This is a genomic window from Comamonas sp. Z1, assembly GCF_008121555.1.
Lineage (GTDB): Bacteria > Pseudomonadota > Gammaproteobacteria > Burkholderiales > Burkholderiaceae_C > Comamonas > Comamonas thiooxydans.
In genome coordinates, this window is record NZ_VOQT01000041.1 from 1 (window position 1) to 13516 (window position 13516).

Consider the following 13516-nt stretch of genomic DNA (forward strand, 5'->3'; position numbering starts at 1 on the left):
GTTGGCCAGCAGGCCAGACAGCAGTTCTTCGGGTACGTCGTGTTTCTTGGTGCTCATTGTGCTTACGGACAGTCCGGCTTGCGCCGGCGGTTGATTGTCCGTTTACACAAAATTCTGCACACCCTCCTGTTGGGCATTTTGGCAAATGCTTTGATCTCGGTGCACTTTCTTCCTGAATGCCCGCTGTCTAGCCGACAGCGTGAGTTCAGTGTGCGCCCTGACAGCAGTCATTCGATTTGTGCTTAGGAATCGCTCGTCAGGCCGCTATCGGCGGCCTGTACGAAGCGGTGCTCTCGGCCATAAGCGGTCGCTCAAGCTAAAGGGATCTGAAGGTCAACTTTTTGAGCGCTCAATGGCCAGCATTCGTCTTAGTGCTTCTGTGGAAGCAGATCCCTGCTGTGGTAGCCAGACTAAATGGCGCTGAACATCAGCCTTCAGATGTAGTGGCCCGCGCGCTGCAGCACTTCTATCTTGTAGCCGTCCGGATCCTGGATGAAGAAAAAGCGCGCGAGCATTTCGTCTCCACGCTTGAACTCCTTTATGGGGGCTGGATTGATCCCAGCGCCCGTCATTCGCTCATGCTCTTTGTCCAGCTCTTCAACAGCCACGGCGATATGCCCATAACCATCGCCGTGTGAATAGGGCTCTTCTCTGCCTTTGTTCCAGGTCAGCTCAATTTCAAAGTCGTTCTGCTCATTGCGCAAGTAAACGAGGGAAAAATCTGGGAAGTCCAGTCGATGACTGACTGAGAGACCCAATGCGTCAGCGTAGAACTTGAGCGAGCGCTCGAGGTCATGAACGCGAATCATTGTGTGGATTATTTTGGCCAAGGTGGTACCTCTCGTATTGATATTGAAGAACTGCTGAGCATGACGCACAGTAGCTCTGCGAAGTTGAAAGTAACGATGCTGTCAATAGCACACACTTCTAGTTTCAGCTCAATAGTGCAATTGAAGCCGAAGCAGCGAGAAAATTTGTTCGCGCTGCGCCTGGATCCTGACAGAATGTGGAAGCTGCCAAGCGTTACATCACCAACTCCCTCAAACGTGAATATGCCTCAGACAGCGGTACTGAACTGAATGCTGTTTTGCCCAAAATGAGCCCTCTGAACCCGCAGTACCTCACCAAGAAGCAGACGGTGTTTCAGAAGATCGCTGCGTTTGTGGAGAAGTTCAAGGGGGTGGGTGGGCAGGTTTGAATCTGCCCTTTTCTCGCCGGAAAATCCATAGGCTGCAAGAATGACAGCAAGGAGGTGGGGATCGCACGTAGGGCTGTGTGACCCCCATCCTGCAGCGTGACCTGATTGGGTCAAGGCCGAGTTGTCATGCAGGCAGTTTGGCTGCAAGCAGTTCGACCTTCTCGATATTGGGCGGAGAACTGAGCAAGGTCGCTGCGTTGGCCATCAAGGCCGCGGCGATCTGGCCGTTCAGATGTGCCTGGCGACCTGCCTCATCAGCAAAGGCATCGAACACACCAAACGTCGAAGGGCCAAACTTCAATGCGAACCAGGCCGTGGTGCCGGACTCGGCATTGGCGAGCGGCAGTGCGCTGGCCAGGAAGTCGGCAAGCGCAGCCTCCTGGCCGGGTTTAGCTTCGAGGCGAACAAACAGGGCGAGCTTGGTCATGCTGTATTCCTTTGGGTAAATGGAAAAGTGGGTGAAGGGATCGACGAGACTGCAGTCTAAGTCCTCATGACAGACATCTCCAGTGGCAATAATGACAACATTGATATCATTGTTGCCATGAAACTCCACCTCCTTGTTTGTGATGGCGTGTTTGATCTGGGGCTTGCGGCGCTCACTGACACAGTAGGCTTGGCCAATGCGATGGCGGGCTCGCTGCCACAGGCTCCCGCGCACATAGAGCTCACGCTGGTGGGCGTGCGGCGTCGCATCCGCACTGCGCAAGGCTTGACGGTCCCCGTGGTCACTGCGCATGGTGTGCCCGAACCAGACGTGGTACTCGTGCCCGCGTTTGGCGACAAGATGCCTGACACGCTCTCGGCTCGACTCACACGCCCCGATGTGCCCGATGCGGTCGCGGCGCTACAGCAGTGGTCCACCGCTGGCGCGCACCTTGGTGCCGCTTGCTCCGGTAGTTTCTTGCTTGCAGAGAGTGGCCTGCTTGATGGGCATCGTGCAACGACGTCATGGTGGCTGGGGCCGATGTTTCGGCAGCGCTATCCGAACGTCACGCTGGACGAGTCACGCATGATCGTGAACTCGACACGCTTCACCACCGCTGGTGCCGCTTTGGCCCACGTCGACTTGGCCTTGCGCATCATCCGAGGGCGCAGTCCGGCGCTGGCGGCCCTGGTGGCACGCTATCTGCTGGTCGAGACACGCAGTTCGCAAGCCGAGTTCGTGATTCCCGACCACCTCGCGCATGCCGACCCGATGGTGGAGCGCTTCGAGTGCTGGGCCAGACGTCGGCTCGCGCAGGGGTTCTCGCTGGCCGAGGCGGCCAGCGCCGTGGGCACAAGCGAGCGCACCTTGGCGCGGCGGCTGCAAAGCGTTTTGGGAAAGACACCACTGTCGTATTTCCAGGACCTGCGCGTGGAGCATGCCGTCCATCTCTTGCGCACCGGGAACGCCAGCGTCGACCAGGTCGCCGCACAGGTCGGGTACTCTGATGGAGTGACGCTGCGGGCCCTGTTGCGCCGCAAGCTGGGCCGGGGTGTCAGGGAGTTGCGACGCGGTGGATGACCAAAGGCGTTTGGTGCATGTACGGCTGGAGACCGCCGCGAAACTGTCGGAAGCAAAGGCTTACCCACTTGTGTCTACTACATCGTGCGTTGGGTGCAAAAGCACCAGCCGTGCCAAAGCAGTCTTCAGTGACCTTTCAAAGTTCAGTGACCTTTCAAAGGTCTGAGTATTGGGAATACTGCTAGCTTTACCACTGTTTTCTGTTCACTAATCTGGGTTTTCATCCACATGCTATTCAATCCACTTCAAGTAGGTTCTCTCACCCTGCCCAACCGCATCCTTCTGGCACCACTGACACGCGCCCGTGCCGACGCTGGCCACATGCCCAACGCGCTGATGGCCGAGTACTACAGCCAGCGAGCCACCGGCGGCCTGCTGATTTCCGAATGCACCATGGTGGCGCCCGGTACATCGGCCTTCGTCAATGAGCCTGGCATCTACAACGACGCGCAGATTGCAGCCTGGAGGCAGGTGACCGACGCGGTGCACGCCAAGGGCGGACGCATCTTCATGCAGATCTGGCACGCTGGCCGCGCAGCCTACCCTGGCGCTGCCGATGGCGCCCCCATTGTCTCCAGCAGCGCCACAGCCATTGAGGGTGAGATCCACACGCCCCAAGGCAAGGTGCCGCACGCGGTGCCCCGCCCCCTGACCGTCGAAGAGATTCCCGGCATCGTGGCTGCGTTTGCTCAAGGCGCACGCAACGCGATTGCCGCCGGCTTTGATGGTGTGGAAGTACACGGCGCCAACGGCTACCTAATTGACCAGTTTCTGCGCGACACGCCCAACCAGCGCACCGATGCTTACGGCGGATCGCTGGAAAACCGTGCACGTTTGCTGTTCGAGGTACTCACTGCCGTGACCCAGGCGATCGGTTCCGAACGTGTGGGCCTGCGCCTGTCGCCTCTCAACAGCTTCAACAGCATGAAAGACAGTGACCCGCTGGCCCTCATCGGCTTCCTGGCCGATAGGCTCAATGCCTTCAAGCTGGCCTACCTGCACGTGATGCGCGCCGATTTCTTCGGCGTGCAGAAGGCTGATGTCATGCCCGTAGCGCGTGAAAACTACAAGGGTGTGTTGGTGGGCAATATGGGTTACAGCGCTGATGAGGCAGAGGCAGCTATTGCCGAAGGTAAGCTTGACGCTGTGGCCTTTGGCACCGCCTTCCTGGCTAACCCGGACCTGCCCGCACGCATCAGGGCCAAGGCACCGCTGAACGCGCCTGACTCCAACACGTTCTACGCAGGTGGCGCCAAGGGCTATACAGACTATCCGACACTGCAGGTCGCGTAAATCAAAACCCATTCAAAAGCGAGGTATCCGTAATGGCACGCATTGTCAGAATTCATGAATACGGTGACGCCAGCGTTCTGAAGCTGGAAGATCTGGACGTACCGGCGCCGGCAGCAAACGAGGTGCAGATTGGCGTCAAAGCTATTGGCTTGAACCGTGCCGAAGTGATGTTTCGCAACCATGCGTATCTACAGGAGGCCGAGTTCCCGAGCCGCTTGGGCTATGAGGCCGCTGGCATCGTGGTCGCAGTCGGTAGCGACGTAACCGAGACAAAGGTTGGCGATGCCGTCGCTCTAATCCCTCCATTGGATATCGCCCGCTGGGGTACCTACGGCGAACTGGCCAATGTACCGGCTCATCTGGTGGTAAAGAACCCTGAGGGCCTGTCCTTCGAAGAGGCTGCTGCGTCCTGGATGCAGTACGTCACCGCCTGGGGGGCGCTAATCGAGCAGGCAGCGTTGAAGCAAGGTGACTTTGTGATTATCACCGCAGCATCAAGCAGTGTCGGCCTGGCAGCCTTCCAAATGGCTCGCATGGTCGGCGCCACCTCGATTGCGATCACACGAACGCGTGCGAAAAAACAGGCCCTGCTGGATGCCGGTGCGGCGCATGTAATCGTGAGCGACGAAGAGGACATCGCAGAGCGAGTGATGGCCATCACTGCCGGGCAAGGTGCTCGTGTTGTATTCGACCCAGTTGGCGGCCCCTCCTTCGAGCCCCTAACGCAAAGCATGGCCCGTGGAGGTATTTTGTTGGTGTACGGTGCACTCAGCCCAGAGCCAACGCCTTTCCCGCTGTTTACCGTGCTGGGCAAAAGCCTGACCCTGAAGGGCTATATCTATGCAGAAATCGTGGCCGACCCAGAAGCCCTGGAGCGTGCCAAGGCTTTTATTCTCCAAGGACTGAAGTCTGGTGCACTGCGCCCGATCATCGCCAAGACATTTGCCCTTAGCGACATCCAGGAAGCCCACCGTTTCCTTGAGGCCAATCAGCAGATCGGCAAGATCGTAGTTACTGTCTGATCGGTTTCTCCCACTGAGGAAGATTAAAATGTATCTGCCGAGCACGATTCCTTATCAGCAGCATCGAGGGTTCAGCCGAACCTTCACTCCGGGTCATTTGAGCCTGGGATTGTTCTTCCCTTTGGAGGCCTTCGGTGGGGACATCCCGAGCATGCTCAACCAGGTCGCATTGGCCAAACGAGCAGAGGAGCTGGGCTTCTCCGCGCTCTGGTTTCGCGACGTGCCTCTTCGGGACCCTAATTTCGGCGATGTCGGCCAAGCCTTCGATCCCTGGGTATACATGGGCTATATGGCGGCTCATACGTCAGAGATAGCGCTTGGCAGCGCATCCATTGCCATCCCTTTACACCATCCTCTGCACACAGCCAAGGCGTCAGCCAGCGTCGATCAGTTGAGCGCAGGTCGCTTGATTCTGGGCGTAGCCTCCGGCGATCGCCCAGTGGAGTTTTCAGCCTTTGACGTCGATCCCGAAAGACGCGGAGAAGTCTTTCGAGAGCACTACGAGGTGATTCGCCGAGCCTACAGCACCAGCTTCGAACCCATCCGCTGGAGCGGTGGTGAGCTGCGCGGCGCAGACCTCATTCCCAAACCCACAACCCAAGTGATTCCGATGCTCGTGACCGGACATAGCCGCCAGTCACTGGATTGGATAGCGCGCGAAAGCGCCGGATGGATCAACTATCCACGCGCGCCGAATATACAGCGACTGATTGTGGAAGATTGGCGGATGGAGGTCATGAAGCAATGTGGTTCCGTCTATAAGCCCTTCACTCAGTCGCTTTACATCGACCTCAGTGAGAACCCGTCCACGCCACCCACTCCGATTCATTTGGGGTTCAGGCTCGGGCGCGACCACCTCCGGGCTTTGCTAGAGTCGCTTGAGGAAATCGGGGTGGACCACGTCATCCTCAATCTCAAGTACGGTAAGCGCCCTGCGGCGGACGTCATTGAGGAGCTGGGCACTCACATCGTTGCGCAATTCGGAGTAAAGGCGCGTCCTGGAGCAAATTGATCCGCCGGCCGCGTCCACACCCGGCCGAGGTGGTGCGGCTCAACAGGCTGAATGATCAGGCCGATACCTGTTCAAGGAATATCAGTTGCAACGGCTTTTGCAGCAGATCATCTGCCGTGGCGGCAAAGCGCTGAAAGTAAGGCATCGAAATATGCGCATCCAGCGCCGCCTGATCCCTGAAAGCCTCGCGCATGTAGAAAGTGCCCTGCTCGTCACGCTGCTCGAACAACACATAATCGAGATTGCCCGGCTCTGCGCGGGTCGGCTCTATCAGCGTCAGCAATTCTTCTTTCAATGCCTGTTCTTTGCCTGCCTTGGCCTTGAGTACGGCAATTGATACCAACACGTTACTGGACGTATTCATCGTCAACTCTCCAACATTAAAAACCGCAAGTGATGCCGCAGGCTGTTAAACGGGCCCGCAGGCGAGCCCGTCTGATGAGTGAAATCAGAAACCTTCGAGAACGATCTTGCCCCGGGCCTTGCCGCTCTCGATCAGCGCATGGGCACGACGCATGTTTGCCGCATTGATCGCACCAAAGTGCTCGCCCACGGTAGTTTGCAGAACACCTTGGTCAATCAGAGCGCTGACCCGATTGAGCAGGTGATGCTGATTAATCATGTCCGGGGTTTCGTACAGCGAGCGGGTGAACATCAGCTCCCAATGCAATGACAGCGACTTGCGCTTGAGCGGCATCACATCGAGGGTTTCGGGATCGTCTATCACACCCAGACGCCCCTGTGGCTTGAGCACGTCGATCAGTTGTGCAAAGTGTTGTTCGGTGTGGGTTAGGCTGGCGACATAGTCGGTCTCCGGCACACCGAGCGCTTGCAACTGTGCGAGCAGTGGCTGGCTGTGATCGATCACGTGATGCGCGCCCAACTGCCGCACCCAATCAGCGGTTTCCTGGCGTGAGGCGGTACCAATGACGGTAAGGCGGGTCAACTTTCGGGCCAGTTGCACCAGCATCGAACCGACGCCGCCAGCCGCTCCAGTGATCAACAGGCACTTGCCCTCCCCCGTACCCTCGACGACACCGAGCCGGTCAAACAACAATTCCCAGGCCGTGATCGAGGTCAATGGCAATGCTGCCGCATCGGCGGCACTCAATGAATGAGGCTTGTGCCCAACGATCCGCTCATCGACCAAATGGAATTCGCTGTAGCTGCCGGGGCGGGCAATCGAGCCGGCATAGAACACTTCATCGCCCGGCTGAAACAGCGTCACTTCAGCGCCGACCTCGCGGACAATGCCTGTGGCGTCCCAGCCGAGGATTATCGGTTCTTTTGTGATAGTTCCGGCACGCACCTTGGTATCCACCGGATTCACTGATACCGCGCGAACTTCGACCAGCAGATCCCGAGGGCCAGGCGTGGGCCGCGGGAGACTGATGTCGATCAATGCTTGTGGATTGTCGATGGGTAACGCGTGCTGGGTAAAGCTGATGGCTTTCATGGAAACTCGCTGTCGAAGGGTTGATGCATTCACTTGCGGCAATTTTCGACTTCCCATGGGCAAAGAAAAACAAGCAGAATGCGTCAACACTTTCACTTCAGGAGTGAAAATGATCCGCATCGATGATCTTGGTTTATTCATCCGCAGCGCCGCGCTGGGCAGTTTCACCGCAGCGGCGCTTGAGGCTGATCTGCTGCCTGGTCAGGTCGCTGCCGCCATCAAACGTCTGGAGCGCGAACTGGACGTGCGCCTATTCGCCCGTACGACGCGCAGCCTGCGATTGACTGCCGAGGGCGAGCAATATCTGCCCACCGCCCACTCAGTGCTAGAGACCCTGCAGCAAGGCAAGGAAAACCTGCGGGGTGAGAACGCCACGCTGCGGGGCGTGCTGCAAGTGACAGCGCCGTCCGATCTGGGGCGCAACATACTGCTGCCGTGGCTGACGCAGTTCCGCCGTCAGCATCCTGAATTGACGTTGCGTTTTTTCCTGTCGGACCAGATGGCCAATCTGTTTCGCGACCCGGTGGACGTGGCGATTCGCTACGGTCCGAATGAAGACGCCAACTACGTGGCACTGCCGCTTGCACCTTGGAACCAGCGGGTGCTGGTTGCCTCGCCGGAGTATGTGCAACGCTGCGGTTCTCCCCAAACACCGGATGACTTGAGCAAGCATGCCTGCCTGCTCTATCTGCAAAATGGCCGGGTCTACGACAAGTGGAACCTGGGCGGGCAAACCGTGCAGGTTTCGGGACCGTTGTTCAGCGATGACGCCGATGTCGTGCGGCGCTGGTCATTGGAGGGTGAAGGTATCGCCTACAAATCCTGGCTGGATGTCAGTGCAGATGTCGCCGCAGAGCGTCTGCTTGTGCTGCTGCCGGATTATCCTGGCGAAGCGTCACCGTTGAATCTGGTGTGTCCGCATCGCAAGCAGATCAGCCCTGCGGTTTCTCAGCTTCACACGTGGCTGAGTAGCCAGTTTTCTGCTCTGGAGCGCGGGTGAACCGATCCTGTGATTGATGCTCACTGAGCATCCCGCGCTTCATGGTTCGGCGGATCAATGCGTTCACTTCTGCTGTGCGTCGAGAACTGAGCTGCTGGCTGCTGCCGATATAAGGACTAGCGCAAGAAGAGGTCCGAGCCCAAAAGCAAAAAGCCTTGGCAACCAAAGTGTAGGGCATCAAGTTTCTGCGGCTCGAATACTTGATGCATCCATCGTTATTTTTTACCGATCCCCAGAAGTTCTCTACTTCAGATCAGGCGCCAGGCTGCAACTCCACGCGCACCTCCCTTGGCTTACCGGCCCGCTCAACTGACAAGACAACCACATCCCCTACCTTTTGGTCGTCAAGCCGTGCGAGCAGCTTGGCGACATCGTCGACGGGAGCACCACCTATGCCTGTGATACGGTCTCCCGGCACGATGCCTTCGGGGCCAACGGTGATACCGCTCAGGCCCGCCTTTTGCGCCGCTGAGCCAGGGGCGACACGGAGCACGAACACGCCTTGGGTACTGGTCAGTGCCTGCAATCGGAGGTTGAGCTGCTCGTCTACCTCGATCCCAAGCGCCGGGCGGATGTATTTTCCTGTCTTGATGAGTTGTGGCACCACACGCATGACCGTGTCCACCGGTACGGCGAAGCCAATCCCAGCCGATGCACCGGAAGGGCTGTAGATCGCTGTGTTGATGCCAATCAGGCGGCCGGCGGAATCGAGCAACGGCCCACCCGAGTTGCCGGGGTTGATAGCGGCATCGGTTTGAATCAGGTGTTCGATGGTCACTCCGCCGGATTCTCCGGGCAGCGATCGATCTAGCGCGGACACGATGCCGTTGGTGAGTGTCCAATCCAGGCCGAAGGGGTTGCCGATTGCGAACACCTTTTGTCCCACCTTGAGGTCTGCGCTGGCGCCGACCGGAACGGCGGGCGGGCGCTGGAAGCCGACGCCGATTTTGAGCACCGCGATATCGTGTGCCGGACTCACTCCGACCAGCGCGGCTTGGTAATCGCGGCCGTCGGCCAGTTTGACCGTGGCCTCCGACGCCCCCTGAATCACATGAAAGTTGGTAACAACATGACCGGCGTCATCCCAGATAAAACCCGAACCCGTGCCGCGCGGCACAGAAAAGACGTTGCGCGTCCAGACATCTCGTACCAGTTGGGACGTCGTGATGTAGACCACCGATGCCCGGGATTTCTCGAACAGCTCGATGGTGGCCTGTTCGTCAGCGGCCAGATCGCCACGCGGCGTGACGGTGCGCTCAGCGGCTTGGCGCGGGCTGAACCAGGCTTCGATGGCGGGCAGGAACTGCCAGAACAGCATGAGTGCTGCAACGCACGCAGTGATGACGAGCCACCGCCGGACGAAATGATCCGGAGCTGGGCGTTGTGGGTAAGGACCGGGGGAAGACATGACGGAGGCTCCTTCGAGTGATTTAGCGCCAAAGGCCGCTCAGGCCCCGGCGTGGTGGGCACATCGGTGCGAACGACCTTGGCACGAGATAATCCGTTTGGAACAGCAGGGTCTGCGATGGCTGAGGCGCCAGCTCCATCAGGCGCGCGATACGAGCCTCTGCCGCCGTATGCGTGCGCAGCCAAGACGGCTCGGGATTTCCCCAGCCGGGCAGGCCATCCGTGAGGGCAATGGAGGCAAGGCGCCTGGAGCCGGTGGCAAAGGCATTGACATTGACGATGCCGCTGGGCACATAGTACGGAACCGGCGTGTTCGGCAACCCGGCGCGCGTTGTAAGCGCTCGCAGCAACGACCAGATTACGGGGGCTTCATTGCTGCGCAAGGGACGGACGCCATACAGGCGCAAGGTCATCGCGGAGGCGACGACAGGTTCGATAAGCAGGGTCAATGCGCATGTTGCCAGTGCCAGCCAAAGGCCATGCTCGCCCAACAGCAGACTGCCAACGGCAGCCGCGATCCCCACCAGGGTCAAAACCAGCAACACGGTTTGAAAGCGATTGAGCCAGCGGTGCCTCGACCTGGCATCAACAGACCGGTTTTTCCTAGATAGCTGCCAGCCTCACAGAATGGCATCTCTCGAACTCTACGGGCCACGTCCATCCAAGGCCTAGGAGGCCAATTTTGCATCTGCCCTTCTTCTTGCCAGAGAATAAGTAGACTGCAAAAATCACCGTAAGGAGGTTGACCATGACAACTTACCGCCAACTACTCAGCCAAAGAGAGCGTATCCGCTCCATTGTCGCTCGTCACAAAGGCGCTAATCCGCGTCTGTTTGGATCGGTCGCGTCTGGTATGCAGCACGACTCCAGTGACGTTGATCTATTGATCGACATGATGCCTGGTGGCAGCTTGCTGGACTTGGTCAATATGCAAATGGAGCTGAGCAAGGAAATCGGTGTCCAGTTCGATGTGAACACTCCACGCAGCTTGCCAAAAAAATGGCGTGATACCGTGGTGCAAGGGGCTGTTGCGCTGTGAGTATTGACCCCGTCAAACCAGAAAGGCTGCCTGACTATCTGCAAGATGCCATCAAGCGCATCGATATGGCAAGCATGTACTTGAGCAGCGCCTCTCCTGAGATGCAAGAACGACTGTGCGATGAAGACGACGACGCCATCGCAGTCAATATGCTGCGTGACTCCTTGGTACGCTGCATAGAGGTCGTTGGACAGTGCCTTCATAACGCACAAGCTGCTGATCCTAGCTTTGAAGCGCGCCATGAGTTGAATGCTTCAGCGTGGTGGGGTATGCGCTCCAAAATCAGCCACGGTTATGACGGTATTCAATATGAAATCGTCTTGGCTGTGATCAAACAAGACATGCCAGCACTCAAAGACAAGCTAGTGGCAGCGGTTGCTGAGTTGTAGAAGTTCAGACTTGATTTGCGCGCTTAGTTTTTCTTTTTGTTCGTACGCCTCGATCACTTTACGCTGTGCCTGCGTAGCAGCTCGCATTGCACGCACCATTATGCTTTGACGCTCGGCATGCGAAGCGCTGCGGGTGAAATGCGCAAATCGCGTTTCAGAGACAGTTGTCGTAGGGAGAGCATGTTGCTTCATGGTTGCTCCTGTTGGCATCTCTCGTAAACTTCTTCTAGGGTCATGCTGATTATGAGGTACTGGAGCGCATGGAGGCTATGCCTCTGTTGTATGCCTATCCCAACGGCATTTCACGCGCATCGATCCCCATAGCCTGTAGCTCGCGTCGGAGCAATCCCTAATCGACATCGCTGTCGAGAGCTGGCGTTTCTCGCGCCTGTTTGGAAAGGTCGTCAGTAAACTTGATGCGGTTGAGTCGGGCAGGTACGTCAATCAGCTTCGCTACTTCCAGAAGAAGGTCGAAGAAAGCCTCGATTCAAGTGGTCTCAAATTGGTCAACGTAGAAGGGCAGCCCTATGACGCGGGCGACGTCCCCCCGTTTCAGTAGCACTTGGCTTTGGAGCCCGGGGTTAGTTTAACTGGTTTTGCATCAGCTGCCGTGCATAGGCAGCAGGCGTCAACCCGCCCAGTACCTTCTTCGGGCGCTCCTCGTTGTATTCCCGGCGCCAAGCTTCGACGATTACCCGGGCATGCGCCAGACTGGTGAACCAATGCTCGTTCAGGCAATCATCGCGGAATCGTCCATTGAATGATTCGATGTAGGCGTTCTGATTGGGCTTGCCCGGTTCGATCAGGAACAACTGCACGCCCCGCGCATGCGCCCAACTCACCATGGCACGGCCGCAGAACTCTTTGCCGTTGTCGGTTCTGATCGCCTTGGGCAACCCGCGCGTACTGGCCAACTGCTCCAGGATGCGCACCAGGTGGTTGCCACTCAGTGCACGCTGCGGCACGATGGCTACCGCCTCGTGTGTAGCGTCATCGACCACGGTCAAGCTCTTGATGCTGCGCCCTTCGGCTGTGCGGTCAAACACGAAGTCCATGGACCACACTTGGTTGGCCGACGTCGGGCGCTCCAAAGGATGTCGCTCGGCGAGCGGAATCTTTTTGCGCTTGCGCCTCTACACTTGCAGGCCGGCCTGGGCATACAGGCGATCGACCCGCTTGTGGTTCACCAGCTCTCCGGCCTGACGCAGCTTCAAATAGATCATGCCGGCACCGTAACGTCGATGACGTTGCGCCAAGGCGATGATCTTTTCCCTGAGGACGCAATTGCGATCCGTCACCGGCTGATAGCGGTATGAGCCCTTGGCCGTTCATGTGGCGCACTAGCTCCCGCCTTGCGGATGCGCTCACCACTTTTTTCGCAGAGCCTCTTTCGTGACCTCGTTCTCCAGCATGGCTTCGGCCAGCAGGCGCTTGAGGCGACCATTCTCGGTTTCCAGCTCCTTGAGCCGCTTGGCATCCGAGACCGTCATTCCGCCGAACTTGCTGCGCCACAGGTAGTAGCTCGCTTCAGAGAAGCCATGCCTGCGGCACAACTCTGCCACCGGCAACCCTGATTCAGCTTCCCTCAGGAAGCCAATGATCTGTTCTTCGCTATATCGCTTTTTCACATCCAATCTCCTGTCGTTTGGGATTGGACTCCAAGTTCATTTGCTACTCAAATCTGGGGGGACGTCGGACGCATAACGTACAGGGGCGCGCTTCAAATTCGATGTATGACCATTAATGAAGTCTTCACTTTCCACCGGGACTATTTGATAGTCACAGTATGGGCAGTAACAACTCATCCGAACCATCTTGTTACCCGAGTAATTCCAGCGCCATTTCAGGTTAAAAAACATGTCCTCTCTATAGTCCAAGACGGTTGGCTCGGAGTCTGAGCGTCGGCCGTCCAAATAAATAAGCAGGACGATTAGCAGGGTTGCGACATCGGAAGGACGGCGCAAACCCGAGCCTCAGCCGCTGCGCTAGGCAAAGACATGGTGGCGCATTACATCCCTTGCGGATACAACTTTTTTTCCAACTCATTGCGAGCGCGCTTCAGCGGCATCAAAAAAGTCTCCTTGAACTCACTCATGCTGAGTCTCTCTGCCCTAACAGCAATGCTCATGGCAGCAATTGTGTTGCCTTGAGGGTCGCGCACTGGCGCCGCCATGGAGCGCACACCCAGCTCCA

The 13516-nt window shown here is 57.7% G+C and carries 16 protein-coding genes and 2 pseudogenes; 9 read left to right on the forward strand and 9 right to left on the reverse strand.

The annotated features are described in order from the left end of the window. Nucleotides 1-246, forward strand: a 246-nt coding sequence (locus tag FSY45_RS28105) for a hypothetical protein (protein ID WP_222864886.1), incomplete at its 5' end; no start/stop codon positions are given. 188 nt (nt 247-434) lie between these two features. Here the strand turns inward: FSY45_RS28105 and FSY45_RS27110 are convergent. Beyond that, nucleotides 435-830, reverse strand: coding sequence for a VOC family protein (locus FSY45_RS27110; RefSeq protein ID WP_042413041.1), 396 nt, complete (start codon nt 828-830; stop codon nt 435-437). A gap of 176 nt (nt 831-1006) precedes the next feature. On the opposite strand from FSY45_RS27110, the gene FSY45_RS27115 reads away from it, so the two are divergent. Next, nucleotides 1007-1198, forward strand: coding sequence for a hypothetical protein (locus FSY45_RS27115; RefSeq protein WP_046462158.1), 192 nt, complete (start codon nt 1007-1009; stop codon nt 1196-1198). A 124-nt stretch (nt 1199-1322) separates the two neighbouring features. Here FSY45_RS27115 and FSY45_RS27120 read toward each other — a convergent pair whose 3' ends face one another. After that, nucleotides 1323-1625 carry a putative quinol monooxygenase gene (locus FSY45_RS27120; protein ID WP_007182542.1) on the reverse strand — a complete coding sequence of 101 codons (303 nt, stop codon included), beginning with the start codon at nt 1623-1625 and terminating at the stop codon, nt 1323-1325. A 66-nt stretch (nt 1626-1691) separates the two neighbouring features. Here FSY45_RS27120 and FSY45_RS27125 point away from each other — a divergent pair, with 66 nt between their 5' ends. The 4 genes from FSY45_RS27125 (at nt 1692) to FSY45_RS27140 (ending at nt 6032) form a co-directional block, all read left to right on the forward strand. Next, nucleotides 1692-2705 carry a GlxA family transcriptional regulator gene (locus FSY45_RS27125; RefSeq protein ID WP_046462159.1) on the forward strand — a complete coding sequence of 338 codons (1014 nt, stop codon included), beginning with the start codon at nt 1692-1694 and terminating at the stop codon, nt 2703-2705. Between the two features lie 228 nt (nt 2706-2933). Continuing rightward, a complete protein-coding gene (locus tag FSY45_RS27130) occupies nt 2934-3998 on the forward strand; it encodes an alkene reductase (RefSeq protein WP_046462160.1) in 1065 nt (354 codons plus the stop codon). Nucleotides 3999-4030: 32 nt separating this feature from the next. Beyond that, on the forward strand, nt 4031-5020 hold the full coding sequence (locus FSY45_RS27135; RefSeq protein ID WP_046462161.1) for a zinc-dependent alcohol dehydrogenase family protein: 990 nt from the start codon (nt 4031-4033) through the stop codon (nt 5018-5020). 28 nt (nt 5021-5048) lie between these two features. After that, entirely contained in the window at nt 5049-6032 is a 984-nt protein-coding gene (locus FSY45_RS27140) for an LLM class oxidoreductase (RefSeq protein WP_046462162.1), read from the forward strand. A 55-nt stretch (nt 6033-6087) separates the two neighbouring features. Here FSY45_RS27140 and FSY45_RS27145 read toward each other — a convergent pair whose 3' ends face one another. Together FSY45_RS27145 and FSY45_RS27150 are read right to left on the reverse strand one after the other, a co-directional pair. Next, nucleotides 6088-6396, reverse strand: coding sequence for a putative quinol monooxygenase (locus tag FSY45_RS27145; protein WP_046462163.1), 309 nt, complete (start codon nt 6394-6396; stop codon nt 6088-6090). 84 nt (nt 6397-6480) lie between these two features. After that, nucleotides 6481-7488, reverse strand: coding sequence for a zinc-binding alcohol dehydrogenase family protein (locus FSY45_RS27150; RefSeq protein WP_046462164.1), 1008 nt, complete (start codon nt 7486-7488; stop codon nt 6481-6483). Between the two features lie 109 nt (nt 7489-7597). On the opposite strand from FSY45_RS27150, the gene FSY45_RS27155 reads away from it, so the two are divergent. Then, nucleotides 7598-8488: a LysR family transcriptional regulator gene (locus FSY45_RS27155; protein WP_046462165.1), complete on the forward strand. Its 891-nt coding sequence runs from the start codon at nt 7598-7600 to the stop codon at nt 8486-8488. A gap of 253 nt (nt 8489-8741) precedes the next feature. On the opposite strand, the gene FSY45_RS27160 is transcribed toward FSY45_RS27155, so the two are convergent. Both FSY45_RS27160 and FSY45_RS27165 read right to left on the reverse strand, forming a co-directional pair. Continuing rightward, nucleotides 8742-9896 carry a S1C family serine protease gene (locus FSY45_RS27160; RefSeq protein ID WP_046462166.1) on the reverse strand — a complete coding sequence of 385 codons (1155 nt, stop codon included), beginning with the start codon at nt 9894-9896 and terminating at the stop codon, nt 8742-8744. Nucleotides 9897-9918: 22 nt separating this feature from the next. After that, a pseudogene (locus FSY45_RS27165) lies at nt 9919-10473 on the reverse strand (hypothetical protein); the annotation flags it as partial. A gap of 170 nt (nt 10474-10643) precedes the next feature. On the opposite strand from FSY45_RS27165, the gene FSY45_RS27170 reads away from it, so the two are divergent. Both FSY45_RS27170 and FSY45_RS27175 read left to right on the forward strand, forming a co-directional pair. Beyond that, the gene (locus FSY45_RS27170; protein ID WP_046462167.1) at nt 10644-10934 is read left to right on the forward strand and encodes a nucleotidyltransferase family protein; all 291 of its coding nucleotides are present in this window, start codon (nt 10644-10646) and stop codon (nt 10932-10934) included. Beyond that, entirely contained in the window at nt 10931-11323 is a 393-nt protein-coding gene (locus FSY45_RS27175) for a DUF86 domain-containing protein (RefSeq protein WP_046462168.1), read from the forward strand. The genes FSY45_RS27170 and FSY45_RS27175 overlap by 4 nt, the downstream gene beginning before the upstream one ends. Here the strand turns inward: FSY45_RS27175 and FSY45_RS27180 are convergent. The 3 genes and pseudogenes from FSY45_RS27180 to FSY45_RS27195 form a co-directional block, all read right to left on the reverse strand. Beyond that, the gene (locus tag FSY45_RS27180; RefSeq protein ID WP_131667133.1) at nt 11297-11515 is read right to left on the reverse strand and encodes a hypothetical protein; all 219 of its coding nucleotides are present in this window, start codon (nt 11513-11515) and stop codon (nt 11297-11299) included. The two genes, FSY45_RS27175 and FSY45_RS27180, sit on opposite strands and share 27 nt — an antisense overlap. Nucleotides 11516-11907: 392 nt before the next feature. Next, nucleotides 11908-12951: pseudogene (locus FSY45_RS27190) on the reverse strand (transposase); the annotation flags it as partial. A gap of 380 nt (nt 12952-13331) precedes the next feature. After that, on the reverse strand, nt 13332-13516 hold a 185-nt coding region (locus FSY45_RS27195; protein WP_222864887.1), incomplete at its 5' end, for an IclR family transcriptional regulator C-terminal domain-containing protein.